This is a genomic window from Thermodesulfovibrionales bacterium, from assembly GCA_035686305.1.
Lineage (GTDB): Bacteria > Nitrospirota > Thermodesulfovibrionia > Thermodesulfovibrionales > UBA9159 > DASRZP01.
The window spans coordinates 1-21,393 of the sequence record DASRZP010000063.1; the positions used below are offsets into that span (position 1 = coordinate 1).

At 52.7% G+C, this 21,393-nt stretch carries 25 protein-coding genes and 1 tRNA gene; 10 read left to right on the forward strand and 16 right to left on the reverse strand.

What is annotated here, in order from left to right; translation table 11 throughout:
- Positions 1–660 precede the first annotated feature (660 nt).
- The 4 genes from VFG09_07435 to VFG09_07450 all read left to right on the forward strand — a co-directional run bounded on the left by VFG09_07435 (position 661) and on the right by VFG09_07450 (position 2,801).
- Positions 661–1,719: a site-specific integrase gene (locus tag VFG09_07435; GenBank protein ID HET6514977.1), complete on the forward strand. Its 1,059-nt coding sequence runs from the start codon at positions 661–663 to the stop codon at positions 1,717–1,719.
- 134 nt (positions 1,720–1,853) lie between these two features.
- A tRNA-Leu gene (locus tag VFG09_07440) sits at positions 1,854–1,940 on the forward strand.
- A 62-nt stretch (positions 1,941–2,002) separates the two neighbouring features.
- Entirely contained in the window at positions 2,003–2,266 is a 264-nt protein-coding gene (locus tag VFG09_07445; protein HET6514978.1) for a hypothetical protein, read from the forward strand.
- Positions 2,229–2,801, forward strand: coding sequence for a TlpA disulfide reductase family protein (locus tag VFG09_07450; GenBank protein HET6514979.1), 573 nt, complete (start codon positions 2,229–2,231; stop codon positions 2,799–2,801). The genes VFG09_07445 and VFG09_07450 overlap by 38 nt, the downstream gene beginning before the upstream one ends.
- 66 nt (positions 2,802–2,867) lie before the next feature.
- On the opposite strand, the gene VFG09_07455 is transcribed toward VFG09_07450, so the two are convergent.
- The 14 genes from VFG09_07455 to VFG09_07520 all read right to left on the reverse strand — a co-directional run bounded on the left by VFG09_07455 (position 2,868) and on the right by VFG09_07520 (position 13,873).
- Entirely contained in the window at positions 2,868–3,845 is a 978-nt protein-coding gene (locus tag VFG09_07455; protein HET6514980.1) for an oligopeptide/dipeptide ABC transporter ATP-binding protein, read from the reverse strand.
- Complete coding sequence (locus VFG09_07460) at positions 3,827–4,801, reverse strand: ABC transporter ATP-binding protein (protein ID HET6514981.1); 975 nt, start codon at positions 4,799–4,801, stop codon at positions 3,827–3,829. The genes VFG09_07455 and VFG09_07460 overlap by 19 nt, the downstream gene beginning before the upstream one ends.
- A 5-nt stretch (positions 4,802–4,806) precedes the next feature.
- A complete protein-coding gene (locus VFG09_07465; protein HET6514982.1) occupies positions 4,807–5,514 on the reverse strand; it encodes a tetratricopeptide repeat protein in 708 nt (235 codons plus the stop codon).
- A 46-nt stretch (positions 5,515–5,560) separates the two neighbouring features.
- Positions 5,561–5,869, reverse strand: a complete 309-nt coding sequence (locus tag VFG09_07470) for a hypothetical protein (GenBank protein HET6514983.1) — start codon at positions 5,867–5,869, stop codon at positions 5,561–5,563.
- Between the two features lie 52 nt (positions 5,870–5,921).
- On the reverse strand, positions 5,922–6,188 hold the full coding sequence (locus VFG09_07475; GenBank protein HET6514984.1) for a DUF167 domain-containing protein: 267 nt from the start codon (positions 6,186–6,188) through the stop codon (positions 5,922–5,924).
- A 62-nt stretch (positions 6,189–6,250) separates the two neighbouring features.
- The gene (locus VFG09_07480) at positions 6,251–7,648 is read right to left on the reverse strand and encodes a HAMP domain-containing sensor histidine kinase (GenBank protein HET6514985.1); all 1,398 of its coding nucleotides are present in this window, start codon (positions 7,646–7,648) and stop codon (positions 6,251–6,253) included.
- Positions 7,638–8,342, reverse strand: a complete 705-nt coding sequence (locus tag VFG09_07485) for a response regulator transcription factor (GenBank protein ID HET6514986.1) — start codon at positions 8,340–8,342, stop codon at positions 7,638–7,640. Before VFG09_07485 ends, VFG09_07480 begins: the two co-directional genes overlap by 11 nt.
- On the reverse strand, positions 8,305–9,192 hold the full coding sequence (locus VFG09_07490) for a phosphatase PAP2 family protein (GenBank protein ID HET6514987.1): 888 nt from the start codon (positions 9,190–9,192) through the stop codon (positions 8,305–8,307). Before VFG09_07490 ends, VFG09_07485 begins: the two co-directional genes overlap by 38 nt.
- Positions 9,192–9,725 (reverse strand): NYN domain-containing protein, encoded by a 534-nt coding sequence (locus VFG09_07495; protein ID HET6514988.1) that lies wholly within the window; start codon positions 9,723–9,725, stop codon positions 9,192–9,194. The genes VFG09_07490 and VFG09_07495 overlap by 1 nt, the downstream gene beginning before the upstream one ends.
- Entirely contained in the window at positions 9,715–10,269 is a 555-nt protein-coding gene (gene pyrE / locus VFG09_07500) for an orotate phosphoribosyltransferase (GenBank protein HET6514989.1), read from the reverse strand. Before pyrE ends, VFG09_07495 begins: the two co-directional genes overlap by 11 nt.
- Positions 10,270–10,567: 298 nt before the next feature.
- Positions 10,568–11,407: a ParB/RepB/Spo0J family partition protein gene (locus VFG09_07505; protein HET6514990.1), complete on the reverse strand. Its 840-nt coding sequence runs from the start codon at positions 11,405–11,407 to the stop codon at positions 10,568–10,570.
- Positions 11,388–12,158 carry an AAA family ATPase gene (locus tag VFG09_07510; GenBank protein HET6514991.1) on the reverse strand — a complete coding sequence of 257 codons (771 nt, stop codon included), beginning with the start codon at positions 12,156–12,158 and terminating at the stop codon, positions 11,388–11,390. The genes VFG09_07505 and VFG09_07510 overlap by 20 nt, the downstream gene beginning before the upstream one ends.
- 356 nt (positions 12,159–12,514) lie before the next feature.
- A complete protein-coding gene (locus VFG09_07515; GenBank protein ID HET6514992.1) occupies positions 12,515–12,673 on the reverse strand; it encodes a hypothetical protein in 159 nt (52 codons plus the stop codon).
- Between the two features lie 168 nt (positions 12,674–12,841).
- Positions 12,842–13,873 (reverse strand): glycosyltransferase, encoded by a 1,032-nt coding sequence (locus tag VFG09_07520; protein HET6514993.1) that lies wholly within the window; start codon positions 13,871–13,873, stop codon positions 12,842–12,844.
- Positions 13,874–14,006: 133 nt separating this feature from the next.
- Between VFG09_07520 and miaA the strand changes: the two genes are divergently transcribed.
- From miaA to VFG09_07545, 5 genes are read left to right on the forward strand one after another with little or no spacing between them, the layout of a single operon-like run.
- Positions 14,007–15,005 (forward strand): tRNA (adenosine(37)-N6)-dimethylallyltransferase MiaA, encoded by a 999-nt coding sequence (gene miaA, locus VFG09_07525; protein ID HET6514994.1) that lies wholly within the window; start codon positions 14,007–14,009, stop codon positions 15,003–15,005.
- 7 nt (positions 15,006–15,012) lie between these two features.
- Positions 15,013–15,243: an RNA chaperone Hfq gene (gene hfq / locus VFG09_07530; GenBank protein HET6514995.1), complete on the forward strand. Its 231-nt coding sequence runs from the start codon at positions 15,013–15,015 to the stop codon at positions 15,241–15,243.
- The gene (locus VFG09_07535) at positions 15,240–15,653 is read left to right on the forward strand and encodes an NUDIX hydrolase (GenBank protein ID HET6514996.1); all 414 of its coding nucleotides are present in this window, start codon (positions 15,240–15,242) and stop codon (positions 15,651–15,653) included. Before hfq ends, VFG09_07535 begins: the two co-directional genes overlap by 4 nt.
- 4 nt (positions 15,654–15,657) lie before the next feature.
- Positions 15,658–16,320, forward strand: coding sequence for a SurA N-terminal domain-containing protein (locus tag VFG09_07540; GenBank protein ID HET6514997.1), 663 nt, complete (start codon positions 15,658–15,660; stop codon positions 16,318–16,320).
- Positions 16,321–16,337: 17 nt separating this feature from the next.
- A complete protein-coding gene (locus VFG09_07545; protein HET6514998.1) occupies positions 16,338–17,489 on the forward strand; it encodes an anhydro-N-acetylmuramic acid kinase in 1,152 nt (383 codons plus the stop codon).
- On the opposite strand, the gene selA is transcribed toward VFG09_07545, so the two are convergent.
- Complete coding sequence (gene selA, locus VFG09_07550; GenBank protein HET6514999.1) at positions 17,481–18,899, reverse strand: L-seryl-tRNA(Sec) selenium transferase; 1,419 nt, start codon at positions 18,897–18,899, stop codon at positions 17,481–17,483. The two genes, VFG09_07545 and selA, sit on opposite strands and share 9 nt — an antisense overlap.
- A complete protein-coding gene (locus VFG09_07555; protein ID HET6515000.1) occupies positions 18,886–19,365 on the reverse strand; it encodes an OsmC family protein in 480 nt (159 codons plus the stop codon). The genes selA and VFG09_07555 overlap by 14 nt, the downstream gene beginning before the upstream one ends.
- 101 nt (positions 19,366–19,466) lie before the next feature.
- Here VFG09_07555 and selB point away from each other — a divergent pair, with 101 nt between their 5' ends.
- Entirely contained in the window at positions 19,467–21,341 is a 1,875-nt protein-coding gene (gene selB / locus VFG09_07560; protein ID HET6515001.1) for a selenocysteine-specific translation elongation factor, read from the forward strand.
- The last annotated feature ends 52 nt before the right edge of the window (positions 21,342–21,393 follow it).

Sequence of the window (21,393 nt, forward strand, 5' to 3'; positions counted from 1 at the left end):
TAAAGAGCTGATCCGTAATATTCAAACCTTCGTGGACCATTACAATGAAAAGGCTGCACCCTTTATTTGGACCGCTACCGCTGATTCTATCTTCAAGAAATTAAAACGACTTATGTCACTTATTAATGACACAGGACACTAGATCCGCCTATCTAACAAAGTGCAGCGGTACAATCTCCATATCAAGCGCCAGGTAACTATGGCAACCCATTTTGAGCCCACCAATAATACGCCGCCATCTCGACGTCCGCCAGTCTCCACCCATTAACTGCGCCCGTCGACGCACATGTATAGGTGACATTGGCAGTATTGAGCGCGTTCGCAATCTTCAATAACGACGGAAGGTACTGAGCTAAGAACATGGAGAGGTTATGGTCGTAAGAATTGCGCTGGTAAATAGCAAGTCTGCTGGTTGTGTGCTTGCCCGTCGACCACTCACGGCGAAAATCGGTTAGAGAAAGCGGTGTCCCTGTGGCCGACATCGCTGGAATACTATTGAAGAAATATGAAGCGTGCCGGTCAACGGCTGGCGCTGCTCAAAGTCATACCTTCCTATAAAATCAATGGCTGCGTGAGATTCCGGCTGGAGGAAGTCCTGTCACACATTGAGACTTGCAAAGTGCCATCCGAATCTGGTAGGACCAGGAAAGAGGTGCGTTAATGGGTCTCTTCCGTAAAAACAAAATCTGGTACTTTGCAATCATGCGGGACGGTCGTAGGATTCAAAAATCCACTGGTACCAGCAATAAGATGCTCGCCAAAAGAATCTATGAGCAGACCCTCGCTGAGGTTGTCAAAGGTAAGTGGTTTCGGTATGAACAGGCACGACGTATTAGCTTCAAATCACTTGTAGAAAAGTACACAAATAGGTATCAACGGAAAAGGGACCCTGTAACGATTAAGCCCCTTCTTGCCTTCTTCGGAGATAAGACCTTGGCCGACATCGCCATATCCGATGTGGAAAATTATGTTCTTGAGAGGATGAAGTCCCCAAAGAAACTATCACATGCAACGATCTACCAAGAGTATAGTCTTGGCAGAAGGATTTTCAATGTCGCCAGAAAAACATGGCAGATGGTTGAGTCAAACCCATTTGGAGACTTCGACTATAAGGAGCTGCTTGACACGGACAATCCCAGGAAGCGGTCACTTTCACTGGATGAGGAGATTCAACTGCTTCACAACGCCCATAGTAACGATATCGGTGATTTCATCGTAGCATCGGTTCACTCAGGGTGTCGCAGAGGAGAGGTTCTCAGTTGGGACTGGCATGAGACAGTAGACCTATCCAACAGGGTTTTGACTGTTAGGGTGTCGAAGCGCATTAGGAAGAAGGTCGTTTATAAGCACATCCCGATGACCGAAATTCTGTATAAGATTCTTCTCAGAAGGTCAAAAATAGTGCATATCTCCGGGAAGGTATTCCCTATGGATATTCATGACGTGAGGTATGCCTTTGATGAAACTGTCAAACGGGCGGGGATTAAGAACACTCGGTTGCATGACCTACGCAGGACGTTTTCCACTCGACTTGACGAGTGTCAAGTACCCCTGCATATCATCAAGGTACTGATGGGACATTCGATGAATAATGATGTGACCGAGACACATTATATCAACCGGGTGGCAGAGAGCCTGAGACCTTATATCCTGCTGTTAGACAAATACTATGAAAAGCACGGGATTAGTCTTGATGACGTGTTGAAACGTGCGGGGTAGGTTCCATTTGAAAGATGAAAAGGTGAAAAGTCTTCCATATTTTCTGTCTGTTGCGATTATGTCTGCTCTAATTTTGCTGCACCCTGGAAATGAACTATTGCGAAATAGGTGGAAAATACTTTAAAATCAATGCAGCCGGTGTGGTGGAACTGGCAGACGCGCCGGACTCAAAATCCGGTGGGGGCAACCCCGTGAGAGTTCGATTCTCTCCACCGGCACCAAGCGGTTTCCAGCAGCATAAGATAGGAAACGGTTTCTCTTTCCACTCATCACGGGAGGATGGATGGTCTGGAGTTTTTCGTTTCAGTTGATGCCGGACGACGAGTTCATCGAGGACACAACAGGAAGGCATCAGGCATACCATCGGGAGTTAAAAGAGAAGATGCAGGAAATTCGCGACTGCCAAAGGCCGGTGAAAAGACCGGTCTCCCAGGAGATAAAGAAACGGGAGCCTCTCGATATGCTCACCGTTTTGAGGAGGCACTCCCAGCTTACGGAAGATGAATTTGATGAAAAAGTTCGAACCCTCCATTCAATCAACCTGTAGGAAGGGGTTTGCTCCCGCTGTCGGAACCATGAGAATATTCCTGGCGGTATTAGCCTTCCTTGTGCTTACTGCCGAGACGCCTTCTCCGTGGGGAATAGAAGAACTCATAGGTAGACAGGCTCCCGACTTTGCCCTGACAGATTTGAAGGGAGACAAGATATCCCTTTCTTCTTTTCGAGGGAAAGTGGTGTTGATAAACTTCTGGGCAACCTGGTGCCCTCCCTGTCGGGATGAGATGCCGTCACTCAACAGGCTGTTTAAGGGTTTGCGAAATGAGGGGCTTGCTGTTCTTGCCGTTTCGACGGACAAGAGATTGAGCGACGTGAAAGGGTATGTAAGCGGACATCCGGTCGATTTTCATGTCCTGATAGACGCGGAGCTAAAGACCTCCAGACGATATAAGGTTTTTTCAATGCCGACGACCTTTCTCCTTGACAGGAAGGGGGTTATTATCAAGAGGTATCTCGGTGAAGAAGCCTGGGATTCCCCTGAGATTATAAAAGAGATCAGAAAGGCCCTCTCACCTCAAAAATGACGGCCATTTCGATCTTGCCTGCGAATCGGACGTCGCCCCCGATGATTATGAATGATATAGTGTGGGTTAATAAGAATTCCAGAGATGGCAGGAGACGAGCCTTCCTGAGAATTCCTTGCCAGCCGGCGCTTCGAGACGAGGGATTATGACATCGCAGGGTTCAAACCGTTTGGGGCACCTCGGGTGAAAGGGACATCCCGAAGGGATGTCGATGGGACTCGGTACTTCGCCTTTCAGAATAGTCCTTGCCCGTCCCTCGTCCGGTCTTATCTTTGGTGCAGAAGAGAGGAGGACATCGGTATAGGGATGGAGAGGATTGCCGAAGAGTTCCTCGGCCTTCGCATGTTCCACAATTTTCCCGAGATACATCACCGCTATTTCGTCGCTGAAGTACTGGACCACCCTCAGGTCATGGCTGATGAAGAGGAAAGAGATCCTTGACCGCTTCTTGAGTTCCTGGAGTATGTTCAGTATCTGTGCCTGAATGGAGACATCGAGTGAAGACAGGGGCTCATCGGCCACGATCATTCGCGGTGAAACTGAGAGGGCCCTTGCTATGCATATCCTTTGCCTCTGGCCCCCGCTGAACTCGTGAGGATAACGGCCGAGGACGTCGGCCTGGAGCCCGACGCTTTCCAGGAGGCTCACGACCCGGTCCCTGAGACCGGATTTCCTGACAACGTTATGAATTCTGAGCGGTTCTGACAGGGTATCGTAGACCGTCATCCTCGGGTTCAGCGACGCAAAGGGGTCCTGGAATATTATCTGAGCCGACTTCCTGAACTCGCGAAGGGAATCCCCCTTGAGTTCGAAAATGTTCCTCTTGTCGAAGAAGGCGGCACCCGACGTGGGAGGGATCAGTCTCAGGACAAGACGTGCAACCGTCGATTTTCCGCATCCGCTCTCGCCAACAAGGGAGAAGACAGACCCCTCTTTGACGGCAAAGGTCATTCCATCTACAGCCTTTACCGAGGCTTGCTTCGAGAAGGCCCCTTTCTTGACGGCAAAGTATTTTGAGAGATCGACTACATCGATGATTCCCACGTGATCTCCTCTGACCTGATACACCGGGCGAAATGTCCCTGAACAATCTCCCTTAAGACGGGCTCTTCCTTCTGACACTCGGGAACCATGAAGGGACACCTGTTCGAAAACGTACAACCCAGAGGGAGTTGATCTGGCCTTGGAACAAAGCCCCTGATCGGTTTCAAGGGAACCCCCCTCTGTTTCGGAAGAGAATCGAGAAGTCCCATAGTGTAAGGGTGCTTCGGACTCTCGAGCACCCGGGAAACCCGTGAGAGTTCCACAATCCTCCCTGCATACATGACAGCCGCCCTTTCCGCGTTTTCAGCAACGACACCGATATCATGAGTTATCAGCAGGACAGCCATCTTCCGCTCCTCCCGGAGGCTCCTCATGAGATCGAGTATCTGGGCCTGTATCGTCACGTCCAGGGCCGTTGTTGGTTCGTCGGCAATGAGAAGGGAGGGGCTGCATGAGATCGCCATCGCTATCATGACTCTCTGCCTCATACCTCCTGACATCTGATGGGGATATTCCCTCACACGAACCTCGGGGGAGGGGATCTTCACTGCCCTCAGGAGTTCCACAGCCCTGTCCAGTGCTTCTTTTTTTGAGAGCCCTTGATGTGTTGTTATGACCTCAGCGATCTGGTAGCCGATGGTGAGCACGGGGTTGAGTGACGTCATGGGTTCCTGGAATATCATCGACATATCTTTGCCTCTGAGGCTGCGCATGCTCTCTCTATCGAGCTTCAGGAGGTCTCTGCCACTGAACTCGATGGCGCCCGAGGCGAACGAGTTTTCTGGCAATAACCCCATGATGGCAAGTGCCGTAAGACTCTTCCCACAACCGCTTTCACCGACAAGACCGAAAATCTCGGCCTTCTGTATTATGAAACTGAGTTTTTTTACGACATCGAGCGGGGCTGGGGAACCATGAAAGGAAATGGATAGATCCCTCACTTCGAGCAGGGACACCGGTTCTACTGTTCCTCTTGTCTGAAAAGCTTGAGGTACGTCGTTGCCTCTTTCAGGTTCGGATTACGGGCAGCAGCGCGCTCCCACTCCTCAAAGGCAAGTCCGATCATCCCTTTCATATAATAAGTAATGCCGAGTTGGACCCAAGCCTGGCCATAGTCGGGATTGCTCTCCTTCGCCCTTGTAAACTGGACCACTGCCTCTTCATAGTCCCCCTTGCTTCTGAGGGCCATCCCGAGTTTCGTGCAGATGTCTGCAGCACCCCCGTGAAGCTTGAGCGCCTTGCGATACTCCTCAATGGCTTCATCAAGCATACCAAAATCGAGATAAATATTCCCGATCTTGTAATGCTCGTTGGCAAGTTTGCCGGCAGCAAAAGGGTCAAGGGCAGAGGGTGAGGTGTGGGCTATCTTGGCTGCGAGAAAAAAGACCTCCTGGGCTTTCTTGAACTCGCCCATATCATTGTATGCGATGACAAGGTTAAGGGATGCCTCAGTATACTTGGGATTCAGCTGAACGGCACGGACGAAGAAGCTCGAGGCTTCGTGAACCCTGCCGTTCAGATGTGCGATCACTCCCAGCATATTCCAGACATCCGCGTAGCCAGGGCCCTGTTCTATAACATCTTTCAGAACAGATTCAGCCTCGGCGTATCTACCTGCCTCAAAAAGTTCCTTGCCCAGTTGATGGGAGTCATAGAGCTCGTTCTTCATGCTTGAAGAAGTATATGAGTTAAAAGGATTCTTTGTCAAGAAGGAGCTAATAGGTTGAACGTATTCGCCCTGTTTTCCTGTCAAAAAGTATCCTGTCCACCAGTCTGTTGTCCCGGTATATGTCCGCCTCTATGAATCTCTCCTTGTGTTTCATGTTTGTTGCCCGGAGCCCCTTGCTTCCGAAGTACCCTGCTATGGCCCTTTCGGCCTCCGAAGGCCCGAGGCTCTCCCTGCACGTGCCGTAGGCACTGCACCATTGGCTGTAATCGCCGTAAGGCGTAACGCGGTCGGCTGCGTAAGAGACAGTGGCAGTAAGAAGAAAGAGCATTGCTGAAATGATATAGGTCATCGGCATACTCCCCTATCCTTATTCAACTCCAAAAGCATGAAGAAAATATGAAGAAGCTTCATATCCCGTCGAGACCCTTGATAACGACAACCTTTTGGCGTGAGGTTAAACCCCTGACGACACGTATAGAGCTCCTGGCAATTCCAAGCTCTTCAGAAAGGACTTCGATAAGTTGCTCATTTGCAGCTCCGTCAACGGGAGGTGCGGTGAGGTTAACCTTAATCGTTTCGCCGACTACCCCTCCGATTCCCTTTCTTGATGATCGCGGCTGGACCCTGACATTCATTACAATCCCGTCTTTTGTCTTCTTAAAGGGTAGTCTCATTTTTTGCATGACCTATTAGGGCTGAGGGAAGGGAGCGAAAATTCGTCTGGTACTGCCTTATCTCACCCCCGGCACTTTCTCTCATCGGGCAGCCATATCCTGAATGCCGTTCCTTCTTTGACCTCGCTTCTGACCTCGATTCTCCCCCCCATGACATCGACAAGCTCCTTCACAATCGAAAGCCCTATGCCGATCCCTTTATCCGGTCTCTCCCTGCCCCTGTAAAACCTCTTGAATATATTCGGAAGCTCTTCTTCCGGGATACCGATTCCGGTGTCTCTCACTTCAACAAAAAATTCTCCGTCAACCTTGCCGTAGTCGAGGGAGACCCCTCCTTCCTCGGTATATTTGAGGGAATTCGAGATGATGTTCTTGAGTATCCTTTCGAGTTTATCAAAGTCGGTCACAACGTCAATATCGGCGTTGCCGAGCATCGTGAATTGAAGCCCTTTCTCATGGAAGACCGGTTCGATAGAGCTCTCTATTTCCCTGAGAAATTCCTTCAGGTTCACCCTTCTGTGCTCACCGGGAGCAAAGAAACTCGCCTCTGCCTTTGTCAGGTCTTCGATTCCCTCAACGAGTCTTGTCAGTTTCTCTAGTTCGATTCTTACGGTTTCGAGGCCCTCTGATCTGTCCTCGATGACTCCGTCGATCATGGCCTCTACCTGTGCCTTCATGATCGCGAGAGGGGTCCTCAGCTCGTGAGCAATGTTCGATGTGAGGCGCTTTCTCAGCCCCTCCTCCTTCTCGAGGGCCTCAGCCATATAGTCGAATCTTTCGGACAGCGCTGCAATCTCATCACCCAGGAATCTGCCCAGCCTGAGCCTTGATGGCGGCATCTGCTCCACTCTTACGCTAAAGTCACCCCTTGCCACCCTGTCTGCCGCTGCCTTCAGCTTCTTGATTGGACGAGAGAGATAGAGGCTGAAGAAAACGGCCATGGCTACTGCGCCGGCGCCCGCGATAACGAAAGACATGATGAGAAAGTTCCAGCCCCTTCTCTTGAATATGGTCTCTTTGACGACACCCGTCCCGCTCTTGGTCAGGGGTCTGACCAGGAGCGTGCCGAGTTCCCTATCCTCGATATAGAGGGGGTACCGCTCGTAGTCGCCTTCTGCCCCGTGGACATGAATAATGGACTCCATCCTCCGTTTCATAGCGGGGGGGAGGGACCCCATGACACTATGGGAGTCGGCAAGCTTCGTCCCGTCCCTGTCTTCGACTCTTATATCAAAGCCGAGCATCATGCCCCAGTGGATCGTCTCAGACAAGAGGTTCATATCCCACGTTCCGTCGTGATAGCTGCCTTCCACGGAAGCCATGACCCAGTACAGATGGTCCTCCCTCGTGCCCTTCATATACTCATCAAAATCGTTCATGATAAGCTGCACAAAGATAAGGTTCGATATGAGGGCAGTGAGGATTACGAGGAGAAAGGCGAGAAAAAGCTTATTCCTCATCGGGCACGCCGGTAAACTTATAGCCGACTCCGTAAACGGTCTTGATGAACTGGGGGTTTCTTTGGTCGTCTTCGATCTTGTGTCGCAAGTTCTTAACATGGGCATCAACGGTCCTGTCATAGCCCTCAAAGTCATAGCCCTGGACCATATTGATAAGTTGGAGCCTCGACAGCACCCTGCCAGGCCTTTCAGCAAGGATCACCAAGATCTTGAATTCCGTATGCGTCAGGGACAACGGCTCCCCCTTTTTCTTCGCCTCAAGAGTTTCCGTGTCCATGACGAGAAGTCCGTTATTGAAACTCAGGACCTTCCTTGCCAATTTTCTTGTCCTCCTCGTGTGGGCCTTTACCCGTGCCACGAGCTCCCTGGGACTGAAGGGCTTCACAACATAATCATCTGCCCCTATGCCGAGCCCCCGTATCCTGTCCTCTTCTCCGCTCTTTGCCGTAAGCATGATGATCGGAACGTCCGAAGACTCCCGCACAGCCTTACAGAGGTCTTCGCCCGAGATATCAGGGAGCATAAGGTCGAGGATGATGAGATCGGGACTGATCTTCAGGAGGCCCATGGCCTTTTCCCCGGTATCAGCCACCACGGCGCTGAAACCTTCCCGTTCAAGATACATTACAACGATGTCCGAGATCTTCTTCTCGTCTTCAACGACCAATATTGTTCCTGGCTTCCCAGTGTCCATAATACCCCTCTCCTAAGAGCCATGTTATTGCAGCGAGGAGAACTCCTCCTATGACGTCCACGACATAATGATACCTGCAGTATACCGTCGAAAAGATGAGCATCGCCATGACGGGCAGCGCTACGAAGAAGAACATCCTGTGGAACCGGTATCCGAGGGCCGAGACAACGAGGGCCACGCCTGTGTGTCCGCTCGGAAAGGCATCCCTCTTAATCCCCTCGAGGCTGTTAAGCATGGCCTGGACAGGTTCCGCGGCAACGATGCCCTTCAGTTCGAGGGACTGAAGGTGAACCATGGTGTACCGCGGGCCGAGAGCAGGGAAGAGCATATATCCGATATAGGAAAGATAAAAGCAGAGGAGGATCAGGAAGACCGCCCTGTTAAAATCATGCTCCCTCTTCTCGAACTTTAATATGAGACAGAGAGAGATGGGGAGGAAGTAATAGGTCGAATAGGCGATCTGGAAGATATCAGTCAGGAGAGGGCTATAGATGGATTCCAGAGCGACTGTCGGGTAGCTCTTAAAGATAAGGTAATCAAGCCTTATGAGCATCGGGTCGATATCCCGTGGATTGATTGCATGAACAAGGGCTTCCAGACTGTCGAAAACGATGAGTACACAGACGATGGGGAAGATGACGGTCCGCGCAAAGTCCCCAAACCTCGTTTTCCACAGGACGTCCTCATTCTTCATGAGCATGATCTGAACAAGGCAGGGGAGAGCATAGAGCGCGATGATGGCAGGTGCGTGGCGGATCTTCCCGTGAAAGACCACGGCAACGGCCATGAGGAAGCAAAGAAAGATTACTGTCAGCGATTCGGCAGGCCTGAAACGGAAGACGATCCTCATCAGAGTCTTGACAGCGCCCTCCTCATGGCCTTTTCTTTCCTCGACAACTTCAGGGGATTGCCTTTCCGTCGGTCATGCCCCGGGGTATCATCCTCGTCCTTTTCACCATCTGAAGGGTCAGGGTAAGAGTACGGCCGGGATCCCGGCGCTTCGATATGAGGGAGGAAGGCATCGGATGGCAGAGGGATGCAGTTTCGTGACCATGCATGATCGGCAATCTCGCGATCAGAGCTGACAACAATCCATTCTCGCCTCTCCGTCGAAATGATCCTCTTTATGACAAGGTCAGCCTTCTCCCCGAGCCGTGAATATACGATCCTCACTCCGCTCCTCATGGAAGAGCTCTCGGCGCCTCTGCCGGACTTCCAGCCGTCAAAGACGACAACGATGCTGTGCCTCCGGTTCTTGTTGTAGTGTATAAGGCGGCCGATGAGCCTTTCCCTTTGGCCTTCGAGGTCCCTATGATAGATGCCGATAAGATTGTAACCGTCTATAATGATAGAAGAAATCTTCTGCTCCGTGCTAGGAAAAATCGTTTATGGTCAGGATGGAGTGAACAGGATAGCCCAGCTTCTCTATGTTCTGCCTGCCTTCACTTTCACATCGGTCGAGGAGGATGATGACCGCCATGATATTCAGCCCGGCCTTTCTCGCGGCTTCGATAGCCTTTATGGTCGAGCCCCCTGTTGTGACCACGTCATCTATGATGATGACCTCATCATCGGGACCGACATTCCCCTCGATCTGGCTCATCGTCCCGTGGCCCTTCGGCTCCTTCCGGATGACCAGGGCCTCGATAGGCTCCTGCCTCAGATAGGAGGTATAGGCAGTTGCTGTCGCAATGGGGTCGGCTCCCATCGTGAGCCCACCGATGGCCTTCGGACTCAGCCCTAGCTCCTTGATCTTATCAAAGACGAGGGAGCCTACGAGGCACTGTCCTTCAGGGGAATAGGTGGTCTTCTTCAGATTGAAATAGAAGCTACTCATCTTGCCAGAGGAGAGCCGGAAGGTGGGGGTATCGGCTTTCTGGAGCGAGTGTTTCTTTATGTAATCGATGAGCCGCTCTCTCCTATTCATGATCCTCAACTATATCAGATAATCACGGAATTATCAAAACCTTGCGGGAACCCGTTACCTGATCGTCCCGCCCGGCCTCAGTTACGCTGTAATCTTCTCTTTGCACAAAATATCTTGTCCGGGAAGGCAGGCTTGGCGAGAAGCCTTGTATTGCGATACCTTTAATGGTTGCCGACTGCCTCTGTGTGCTCATTGGGGAAATGACTCTCGACAAACTCCTCGGAATACCTCAATTTCAGAATCTCATCGCATTTACAAGGCGATCCATGCCTGCCTGACCGTTAGACGGTAAGTAACGTCACCTTCCCTCTTCCATCAGAATGTCCAGTAGCCTGTCGAGCTCGTCGAGTGAAGCGTATTCGATCTCTATCCTCCCCTTCTTGCCTCTGTGAAGGATGCGGACCTTTGTGCCGAGGTGCTGGAGGAGTTTCCTCTCAAGGCACTCTATCTGGGCGTCCTTCTTCTTCGGATGGGCTGTCTTCTTCTTTGTCCCGCCATGGATCTTTTGTGCCAGGGCTTCAGCCTCCCTAACGCTCAGACCCCTGTGGATTACCCTCCTCGCCGCCTCTATCTGGTTCTGCCTCCCCTCGATCGAGAGGATCGCCCTGGCATGACCCATGCTCAAGGAACCGTCGTTGACAAAGGCCTTTATCTCCTCGGGGAGCTTCAGCAGCCTGAGATAATTGGCGACCGTTGCCCTGTCCTTTCCGACCTTCGAGGAGAGCTCTTCCTGGGTGAGCTTAAACTCTCCCATGAGACGGTGAAAGGCCTCTGCCGTCTCAACAGGGTTCAGGTCCTCCCTCTGGATGTTTTCGATGAGCGCTATTTCGAGAGAATCTGCCGAAGCGACATCCTTGATCATCGCAGGGATCTTCTTGAGTCCCGCAAGGGCCGACGCCCTCCACCGTCTCTCTCCGGCAATAAGCCTGAATGTCCCCTCGCCTGTCCGGGACACGATCACGGGCTGGAGGACACCCCTTTCCCTAATAGAAGCAGCCAGGTCCTGCAATGCCGGGTCCCGAAAGACCTTCCTCGGCTGCTGCTCGCCGGGGATGATGCGGGTGATATCGATATTGATGATCTCCTGAGTCTTTTCAGGAAGGAGGGACTCAAGGCCCTTACCTAAAGCCGTTTTCATGAAGGATCTCCTTTGCCAGGGAAAGATAGCTCTGCGCTCCGGTGGAGCGGGCATCGTAGAGGATCGCCGGCTTGCCGTGGCTCGGCGCCTCACCCAGGCTGACATTGCGGGGTATCACTGCCTTAAAGACCTTGTCGCCAAAATGTCGTCGGACCTCTGCCGCAACCTGATGGGATAGACTGTTCCTTGTATCGAACATCGTGAGCAAGATACCCTTGATTTCAAGGGATGGGTTGAAGGAATTCCTGACACGCTGAAGCGTCCTCGTGAGGAGACTGAGTCCTTCAAGGGCGTAATATTCGCATTGGACCGGTACGATTACGGAATCTGCCGCTACGAGGGCATTCAAGGAGAGAAGTCCAAGAGACGGCGGGCAGTCTACCAGGACATACTGATATCTATCCTTTATCCGGGCAACGATCTCCGAAAGAATCCACTCCCGTCCCTCCCTCCCCACCAGCTCGATATCCACACCGAGAAGGTCAACTGTCGACGGCAAGATGTCGAGATGCTGGATTGCCGTCGGAACAATAGCCTCTTCCGTGGTGCATCTGCCAGCATAGGTGTCGTAAAGACTCCTCGTGCCCTCCTCGCGCTCGATGCCCAGACCGCTTGTGGAGTTCCCCTGGGGATCGGTATCGATGATGAGGATGTCTTTTTCAGCTAATGCGAGTGATGCGGCCAGATTAATGGCAGTCGTTGTCTTCCCTACCCCGCCCTTCTGGTTTACGATAGCTACCGTGGTGCCCATCGAGTAATTCTACCAGAGTCAAAGTTTGCAGGGCAAGGCTGAACGGATTACTAAAATGCGCCTACAAAGAGTCATGTTCCCCGTGGAACATTCCCTTCTATCCGGTCCCGGCGTTCATTCACAGACGTCCCGGCCGCATCGATTCGCAGGCAAGAATCGGCTTATTGGCCGGTTCGTTCGTACAGATCGAATCCGTGTTCATGACAGAGCGTTTTTGGGGGTTGCGTGCCCAATCAGGCCATAGAGAGCTATTCTCTCGCCAAAAGCGGATCGCAATTCCCGACGTGACGACGGATGAAATGACATGGGTTAGATTGCCGGGCCGGGGTATGATAAACCTGAACCTGAGGCAATTCTCAATTTCTGCCGTAAGGCCCGTCATGGGGACAAGAGGCGCCGCTGACAGCGACGGGGCACTGAATGCCGGAAAGGGAGGGCAAGGGAAAGTGGCAGACCCAGAGAATGAGGTCGGGCCTCGTGTCCATAGAAGTAGCCCTGCTTACCCGTTCGATCACCCTCTTCTCACGGTGAATGCAGGAAATCTGATCCGATAAAAACCCGACACCCATAAATTCTATTATAGCATCTCTAAGGTTCTATTTGGGAACTAGGCGCCCACCTTCCGTCTGCTGAAGTTCCTTTGAGATGTTCCACGTGGAACACCAAGAGGATGCCGCACATCCTTAACGGAGACGCCGCCTCGGTGAGAAGATGATCCTCCCACGGTTCAGCTGACCGTAAGCCTTCACAAAGACCGGGTAACATGAGGAGGGGACAAGAAGTGCCATGAAGGTCGTAAAGACAGCCAGGGACCAGTCTCGTCCCTTAAGATCTCCTCTGAAAAGTCCAGGGATCAGCCTGATACCCTCACATCGTTTCCCTTCGAGGACACGCAAAAAGATGGTCTCCTTCGTCTGCCTTCGTGTGATGATACTCGTGTCCACCATCGCCTCCTCACTTTCCCTCAGGCTCCTCAGCGCCTCCAGAGTCCTCTGCCTCGCATAAGCAAAGTCGGCGTTTATCGCGGCTATTTCGCCACGGCTGCCCTGTCCGGCCATCATGGTAGCGTTACCACCATGGAAGCGGTATCCCCCTAGGATCTCCGGAATGAAAACTGCATGGGCAAGAACGGATACAACCGAACTAAGATAGTAGTCCACGCCCCGTCTGATACCCGGGGGAATGGGATGCACTCTCTCTACAAGGCGTCTCCTGAAGGTGAAGGAACTCCCCCCGCAGAATACCCTCCCCGAAAGGATCTCATTCGTTATAATACCGCTAGCACCATCTTTGTAGCCAAAGGCCTTCAAGAAGTTTTCGTACATGAGACGACCGCTCCTGTCCACAACCGCTACAGGATGATACGCCATGCCGGCTTGAGGATAGACGCTGAATGCTTCGGCGACCCTTCGAAGGCGTTCTCTGTACCAGATGTCATCGGCATCGAGGAACGTCACGAGTTCACCATGGGCCATCGAGATGCCTCGGTTCCTCGCGCCGGCGATTCCCTGGTTTTCCTGACAGTAATAGGAGATTTGCCCTCGGTACTCTGAAAGGATCTCGGCGGTATCATCGGTTGAACCGTCGTCCACGACAATAATCTCAACCTTCTCCCGGGGATAGGTCTGGCTGAGAAGGCTCCCGACGGCGTCTCTGATAAAGGGACCGCAATTGTATGCAGGCACGATGACTGATATTACGTGATCGGTGTCCAAGGGCAATTCCTGCAGTCTTCTGATAAAGAGATCTTACCTCATTTGAACCCGTGAGGGCAAGGCAACCGGTGACGAACGGAGACATATGCCTCGATCGCAAAGGGCCTGCCCTTTCATATTATAATAATCTGCTGTGAAAGATTCGGCACAGATCTCGATGGAAAGGGGAAACGCTGTCCTCATCCTTCTCGGCCCCACATGCGCCGGCAAGACAGGGGCCTCGATCCTTCTCGCCCGGACGCTCGGCACAGAGATAATCAGTGCAGACTCGATGCAGATCTACAGGCACATGGACATCGGAACTGCAAAGCCGACGCCTGAGGAGAGGACGGCGGTGAAACACCATATGATAGACATCGCTGATCCTTCCGACGATTTCAGCGCAGGGAAGTACCGTGAGGCCGTGGTACCGATCATCAGCGAACTTCACAGAAAAGGGAAGATACCGCTCGTCGTCGGAGGCACAGGTCTCTACATCAAGGCGTTGACGAGAGGACTCTTCACCGGCCCCCCTGCTGACTGGGGGCTGAGGGAGGAGCTCCTCTCCCTCGAGCGCGAAGAGGGAGGATCCCTCCATGACCGTCTCAGGGAAGCCGACCCTGACGCGGCTTCTCGGATCAAGCCGGGTGATATCAGGAGAGTCGTCAGGGCCCTCGAGGTCTGTCTCAAGACAGAGACAGCCATAACAGAACTTCAGGAAAGAATGACAGCGCCCCTGCCCTATGAGTTTATCAAGGTCGGTCTCTCCCGGGAGAGGAGAGAATTGTACGCGTTGATAGAAGAGCGGGTCGATGAGATGTTTGCACGAGGACTCCTCGAAGAGGTGAGGCGACTCCTTGGAATGAACCCCGGAAAGACGGCACTCCAGGCCATCGGGTATAAGGAGGTCGCAGATTATCTCAAGGGAGCGTATACGCTCGATGAGGCGATACGTCTCGTGAAGAAGCGGACCCGAAATTATGCCAAACGCCAGCTCACGTGGTTCAAAGGGGAACCCGGAATCAGATGGGTCGATGTGACAGGGCTTACCACGGCCGAGGAGATTCAGGGGGCTCTTGCAATATTACCGGAAATGAATTACCTTAATAAGAAAGCGCCTCCCTGCGCAGATGAACCCCGGGGATGCCGGTAAGGAGAAGATGGCTATGTCGAATAACCTGCAGGACAATTACCTCAACCAACTCAGAAAGGACAAGACACCGGTACTGGTCTATCTCACGAACGGTGTCAGGCTGAAGGGCGTCGTCAAGGGGTTTGACAACTTCGTCATCGTCCTGAGAGAGGCAACCCAGCAATTGATCTATAAACATGCCGTTTCGACAATTGTGCCGGAAAAGGATGTAGACCTGAGGTTCGATGAGAGCGCTTGATAGCGGGAACCCTTGTGGCTTACAGGAATCCCCTTCCTACCGTCGATATCATCATAGAGTGCGCCGGGGGCATTGTTCTGATTAAGAGGGTGAATCCGCCTGAGGGCTGGGCATTGCCTGGAGGATTTGTTGATTATGGGGAGTCCCTCGAGGCGGCGGCCGCGAGAGAAGCAAAAGAAGAGACGGGCCTCGATGTGACCCTCGTCAGACAATTCCATACCTATTCCGATCCCGCGAGAGACCCGCGACATCATACCATTACGACCGTTTACCTGGCAACGGCCAATGGAAAACCGCAGGCCGGTGACGATGCCGGCGAGGCATTTGTCTTCACGCGCGGCAATCTGCCTGAACCCATTGTCTTTGACCATGGCAAGATACTTGACGATTATTTCATGAGGAGGTATTAGATCGATGCTAAAGGCGATGCGGAAACACGCGAAGTTCTTCTACGTGCTCTTTTTTATCGTAATCCTCTCTTTCATCTTTTGGGGTGTCGGTACCGTCGACAAATCAACGAACGTCCCTGTGGCCGAGATCGAAAGGGAAAAGATAAGCGTTGAAGATTATTGGACTGCCTATGACAGGGCACGACAGTTCTACCGGGAGATTCTCAAGGAGCGCTTTGATGAGGCCATGGAGAAGCAGCTCAACCTGAAACAGAAGGTCCTCGCATCACTCGTCGACGAAAAGGTCCTTCTCATCGCCGCACAGAAGGCCGGCATTAAGGTTACCGATGAGGAGCTGGAGGACTCTGTTATGAAGGACCCGACATTCCAGCGCGACGGCAAGTTCAACCGGGATGTTTACGTAAGGACCTTGCAGCTCAACAGGATGACTCCCGAATACTTCGAAGCCCTGAAGCGGAGGGAGCTTGCCCTGAGCAAGATGCGCCGCCTCATCGGGGAAGCGGTAGATGTAACAGATGTCTATATTCCGCAGGGTACCCCAGATGAGCAGGCCGAGCGTATGCGCCAGTCGGCGCTCCTCGAAATGAGAGACGGGGCCGTAAGATCATATATCGAGGGCGTGAAAAAGGAGCTCAAGGTCAAGATCAATCAGCAACTCATCAGTTAAGTCAGATAACTGCCGCGATGAGGCCCTTCCCTGATCTCTGCCGTAAGTCGTCCCTTGTCATCGTCGGCCTGATGTCCGGCACTTCTCATGACGGCGTTGATTCGGCTGTCGTGAAGATTCTTGAGTCCGGGATGGACACAAGGGTTCGCCTTCTCCATCACGAACACCTTGACTATCCGGCAACCTTGAGAGCAAGGATCAAGGCAAGTTTCAGCGGCAGTCCAGCCGATATCTGCCGGTTGAACTTCGAGCTTGGTGAATTCTTTGGAAAGGCAGCCCTCGCTTGCATAGGGACAGCCGGTCTCAAGATATCACAGGTTGACGCAATCGCTTCCCACGGACAAACGATCTGCCACATACCACCGGACGCTAACAGAAGGGGCTCCACATTACAGATCGGCGAGTCCGCAGTCATTGCGAAGAAGACGGGATTGCCCGTTGTCTCGGACTTCAGGACCGCAGATATGGCATTGAACGGTCATGGCGCGCCTCTCGTCCCCTATGCCGATTATATCCTTTTCCGGAAAAAGAATAGGGTCACGGCCGCACAGAATGTTGGAGGCATTGCGAATGTCACGGTGGTGACTCCTGAACTGGATGAAGTCACCGCCTTTGACACAGGGCCCGGCAACTGCCTCATAGACGAGGCCATGCACCTTCTCTTCAGAAAACCCTACGACAAGAACGGCGCGGCGGCAAAGGCGGGAAGCGTAGATGAAGGGGTCCTGAAGGATCTTCTCTCCCATCCCTACCTCGCGAAAAGACCGCCAAAATCAACGGGGAGAGAGGTCTTCGGCCCGGACCTCATCAGGGAGATTCTTTCGAGGGAGAGGATGAAGGCCGAGGATGTGATCGCAACGCTCACGCATTTCACCGCCTGCTCCATCAAGAACGCTTACGACAGGTTTGTTCTCAGGGACTACAGAGTGAGCGAGATTATCGTCTCGGGCGGAGGAGCAAGGAATCCTTTCCTCATGGGTCTTCTGACAGACAGCTTCAAACCTATCCCGGTAAAGGGCTCCGAGGCTTACGGAATCCCATCAATGGCAAAAGAGGCCCTGAGCTTCGCGATCCTCGCAAATGAGACCCTCCGGGGAAAGCCCTCAAACGTGCCGAGGGTCACCGGAGCAAAGGGCAGGGCGGTTCTCGGCAAGATTATCTTACCGTAAGGCCTCCCTCACTCCTTTTTCGAGAAGGGGGATCTGTTCCTGAGAAACGGTTCTCGGGTCCAGGATAAGGGCGCCCCCCTTTATCCTCCCAATGATCGGCGGGTCCAGTCTTCTCAGTCTCTCCTCCAAGTCGTTTACTGATACCCTTTCCGGCACGATAGAAACAGCATAGGTCCTGAACTCCTTTTCAGGGAGAGAGCCGCCGCCCGCCTGGGAAGAGTCTTCGATGACCGTTATGACCGCGTTCCTGATATCCCGCCTCAGACGGGCTGATATCTTCTTCGCCCGGACCCTGATATTCTCAGGATCTTCAAGGAGCATCCTCATCGTCGGTATCTTCTCCCAAACCCTTTCCCCATCGGCATACTCAATAAGGGTTGCCTCAAGGGCCGCGAGCGTCAGCTTATCTATCCTCAGTGCCCTCGTGAGGGGATTCTTCTGGAGCCTCTCGATCAGTTCACTCTTGCCGACGATGATACCAGCCTGGGGACCGCCAAGGAGTTTGTCTCCGCTAAAGGTGAGAAGGTCGACACCGCTCTTCAGAATCTCCTGGACCGTAGGCTCAGATGGCATCCCGTAAGGCCTGAGATCGACAAGGCATCCACTCCCGAGATCATACATGACAGGGATACCGCGGCCGTGGCCGAAGGAGACGAGCCTTTCTATGGGCACGTCTTCCGTAAAGCCGATGATCCGGAAATTCGACTGGTGGACTTTTAGGACAAGGGCTGTTGCGTCGGTCAGGGCCCCGACATAGTCGTGCAAGTGGGTCTTGTTTGTCGTTCCCACTTCTTTTAAGAGGGCTCCGCTGAAGGCCATGACATCAGGGACCCTGAAGGAACCGCCGATCTCAACGAGCTCTCCCCTCGAGACAAGCACCTCCCTGCCTTTTGCAAGAGTGCTCAGACAGAGGAGGACAGCTCCGGCATTATTGTTTACAGCAAAACCGCCCTCTGCGCCGCTGATCTCCCGCAGCAGCCTCGTAATATGGGTATACCTCTTTCCCCGCTGTCCGGAATCTAGATCGTACTCGAGATTTGAATAGGACGTGGCGGTCCTTCTCACGTTTTCCATGACCCCCTCGGAAAGGATCGACCGGCCAAGGTTCGTATGAACAACAATCCCTGTCGCGTTTATCACGGGCCTGAGACTCCGGGATGTCAGCCGTTTCAGCCTCATCTCCACATCGGCCGAGACATCTTCGAGAGAGACATCCGAGGCGACCCCCTCAAGGATCTCCTTCCTCCTGACGTCAATGGCCTCCCGAACAGCTTGCAGGACATAACTCCTCGGATAGACGCCAAGCCACTGCTGTCCAAAGGCACTCTTCAGGATTTCATCAACCGAAGGAAGACTTGCCAAAACTTCTTGTCTCGAAACCAATTCCGTCCGGCCCCTATCCCTGTCCATTCAGGACGTATCGTACGCTTACCTTCAGGTCTTTGCGGAGGGAATGGTAGACAGAGCAGTACTTCTCCTGGGAGAGGGAGACTGCCCTCTCTATCTGCCTTGGGGTGACATTCTCTCCGGAGATATGGACGATCATCTCGATCGCTTTAAAGTATTGCGGAGGCTTAGGATTCCTGTCACCAAGAATCTCTATCTTGAAGCTCGTGATTGAGGCCTTCATCTTCTGGAGAAAGGAGACCATATCGATCCCCATGCACCCTGAAAGACTGAGCAAAAGACTTTCCGTCGGCGCGCATCCCCACTGGACATGGGCGTCGAACTCGATCTCATAGCCGCTCTGCGTCCTGCCCATGAAGAGAAGATCCCTCTCCCACGTGAGCGTCCCCTTTGTTACGGGCGTAACCTTTTCCTTATATCCCGACAATGATTCCTTCAGATCCGGCGTTTCGGCATCTTCCTTTTCCACAAAGCCCTCCTTAGGGAGCAAGTGGCTCTATTTTATCTAGAAGACGGACATTTGGTCAATGAGACCTTGATGGCCCTCTGTCCTTTAGCATAGAATAGCGTATGCATTATGTAATACTCGGCACGGCGGGCCATATCGATCACGGCAAGAGTTCCCTCGTGAAAGCCCTTACCGGCATTGACCCTGACAGACTTAAGGAAGAAAAGGAACGGGGGATCACCATAGACCTCGGATTTGCCGACCTCAGCTATCCTGAAGGGCTTACCGTCGGCATCGTTGATGTCCCGGGGCACGAAAGACTTGTACGGAACATGCTTGCAGGAGCAGGGGGAATAGACCTCGTCCTCCTTGTCATCGCCGCAGACGAAGGCATCATGCCCCAGAGCCGCGAACATCTCGCCATATGCAATCTCCTGAAGATCAAATCGGGACTCATCGCCGTCACAAAGGCGGACCTCGTCGAAAAGGAATGGCTCGAACTCGTTGCGGATGAGGTGAAGACCTTTGTGAAGGGTACCTTTCTCGAGGATGCGGAGATCGTACCGGTATCGTCAAAAACCGGCTTTAACCTCGATCTCCTCAAGGAGAAGATCAGGACCGCGGCCCTCGCTGCCGAACCGAAGCCCGTAAGGGAGATATTTAGGCTTCCCATCGACAGGGTATTCACGATGAAGGGCTTCGGCACTGTCGTGACAGGCACGCTTTTTTCAGGCACCCTCTCTGTCGACGAACCTGTGGAGATACTGCCGTCTGGAGGAACCGGCAAGGTAAGGGGCCTTCACAGCCATGGTAAGGCGATGCAGACGGTCTACGCCGGACAGCGCGTCGCCATAAACCTCCAGGGCATCGACAAGGACGCATTGAAACGGGGAGATGTCGTTGTCCCTCCAAAGAGCGCAACGCCTACAAAGGTCATCGACGCCAGGATAGAGCTGCTCAAAGATTCCCTGCCCCTGAAGAGCAAGAGCCCTGTCCATCTCCATTTGACAACATCAGAAACGATTGCACGGATTATTCTGTACAACCGGGAGGAACTGGGACCGGGCGATTCCTGCTATTGCCAGCTCAGGATGAACGACCCTTTGGTGGCCTTTTCCGGTGACCGCTTTGTCATCAGGAAATTTTCACCGGTCATCACTATCGGCGGAGGGACGGTCCTCGACCCCTCACCTGCAAGAAGAAGACGGAAGGAGGGGATCGGGGACCTCGAGGTGATCGAGTCCGGTACTCTTGCCGAAAAAATTGCAGCAAAGGTCAGGAAATCAGGCATAGCCGGAAGCGATACATCAGCCATCATCGGATGGATCAAGGCAGAGATACCCGCGATAGAGGATGCGATCAGACAACTGAAAAAGGAGGGGCTCCTCATACAACTCGACAGCAAGCTCTTTCATCGTGAACTCTACGAGGACCTCTCCCGCAGGATTAAGGAGACCCTCGCTGACTTCCATAAGAAGAACCCCCGGAGCACGGGCATGCCGAAAGAGGAATTGAGGGCGCAGACAAGGGTCAATGCCGAGAGATGGAACAGCCTCCTCGTTTCACTTCAGGATGTCGCGGTAGACAAGGACATTGTCCGCCTGAAGGATTTCAGGATCGCATCCTCGGATGCCGATGCTTCATCACAGAAGATACTCGATATCCTCGAGAAGGCGAGGTTCCAGCCGCCGACAAAGGAGGAACTGGCAGGGATCCTTTCACTACCGCAGAGGACTGTCCTTGAGATCCTCAAGCTCATGACTTCCGAAGGAAAACTCATGAGGATCCATGACTCTTTCTATATAACCGCAGCCGTCCACGCTGAAATGATCTCTTTACTCAGGGGATTCTTTTCGAAGCAGGCAACCATGACCGTTGCCGAGTTCAGGGACATCCTCGGAACAACACGGAAGTATGCCGTCCCTTTTGTCGAATATCTCGATTCACACAAAATAACCCTGCGAGTCGGGGATATAAGGAAGTTTCTCCTTAAATAGACCTGATTCAGATAAAATGGTAATGAAAGTTCGGGCCGTTGTCCGATTTGCA

Bases quoted from the DNA above. Each gene is read 5' to 3' on its own strand.
- VFG09_07435 (HET6514977.1), top strand. From the start codon at position 661: ATGGGTCTCTTCCGTAAAAACAAAATCTGGTACTTTGCAATCATGCGG.
- VFG09_07445 (HET6514978.1), top strand. From the start codon at position 2,003: ATGGTCTGGAGTTTTTCGTTTCAGTTGATGCCGGACGACGAGTTCATC.
- VFG09_07450 (HET6514979.1), top strand. From the start codon at position 2,229: ATGAAAAAGTTCGAACCCTCCATTCAATCAACCTGTAGGAAGGGGTTT.
- VFG09_07465 (HET6514982.1), bottom strand. From the start codon at position 5,514: ATGAAGAACGAGCTCTATGACTCCCATCAACTGGGCAAGGAACTTTTT.
- VFG09_07470 (HET6514983.1), bottom strand. From the start codon at position 5,869: ATGCCGATGACCTATATCATTTCAGCAATGCTCTTTCTTCTTACTGCC.
- VFG09_07475 (HET6514984.1), bottom strand. From the start codon at position 6,188: ATGAGACTACCCTTTAAGAAGACAAAAGACGGGATTGTAATGAATGTC.
- VFG09_07480 (HET6514985.1), bottom strand. From the start codon at position 7,648: ATGAGGAATAAGCTTTTTCTCGCCTTTCTCCTCGTAATCCTCACTGCC.
- VFG09_07485 (HET6514986.1), bottom strand. From the start codon at position 8,342: ATGGACACTGGGAAGCCAGGAACAATATTGGTCGTTGAAGACGAGAAG.
- VFG09_07490 (HET6514987.1), bottom strand. From the start codon at position 9,192: ATGAGGATCGTCTTCCGTTTCAGGCCTGCCGAATCGCTGACAGTAATC.
- pyrE (HET6514989.1), bottom strand. From the start codon at position 10,269: ATGAATAGGAGAGAGCGGCTCATCGATTACATAAAGAAACACTCGCTC.
- VFG09_07505 (HET6514990.1), bottom strand. From the start codon at position 11,407: ATGAAAACGGCTTTAGGTAAGGGCCTTGAGTCCCTCCTTCCTGAAAAG.
- VFG09_07510 (HET6514991.1), bottom strand. From the start codon at position 12,158: ATGGGCACCACGGTAGCTATCGTAAACCAGAAGGGCGGGGTAGGGAAG.
- hfq (HET6514995.1), top strand. From the start codon at position 15,013: ATGGCTATGTCGAATAACCTGCAGGACAATTACCTCAACCAACTCAGA.
- VFG09_07540 (HET6514997.1), top strand. From the start codon at position 15,658: ATGCTAAAGGCGATGCGGAAACACGCGAAGTTCTTCTACGTGCTCTTT.
- VFG09_07545 (HET6514998.1), top strand. From the start codon at position 16,338: ATGAGGCCCTTCCCTGATCTCTGCCGTAAGTCGTCCCTTGTCATCGTC.
- selA (HET6514999.1), bottom strand. From the start codon at position 18,899: ATGGACAGGGATAGGGGCCGGACGGAATTGGTTTCGAGACAAGAAGTT.
- selB (HET6515001.1), top strand. From the start codon at position 19,467: ATGCATTATGTAATACTCGGCACGGCGGGCCATATCGATCACGGCAAG.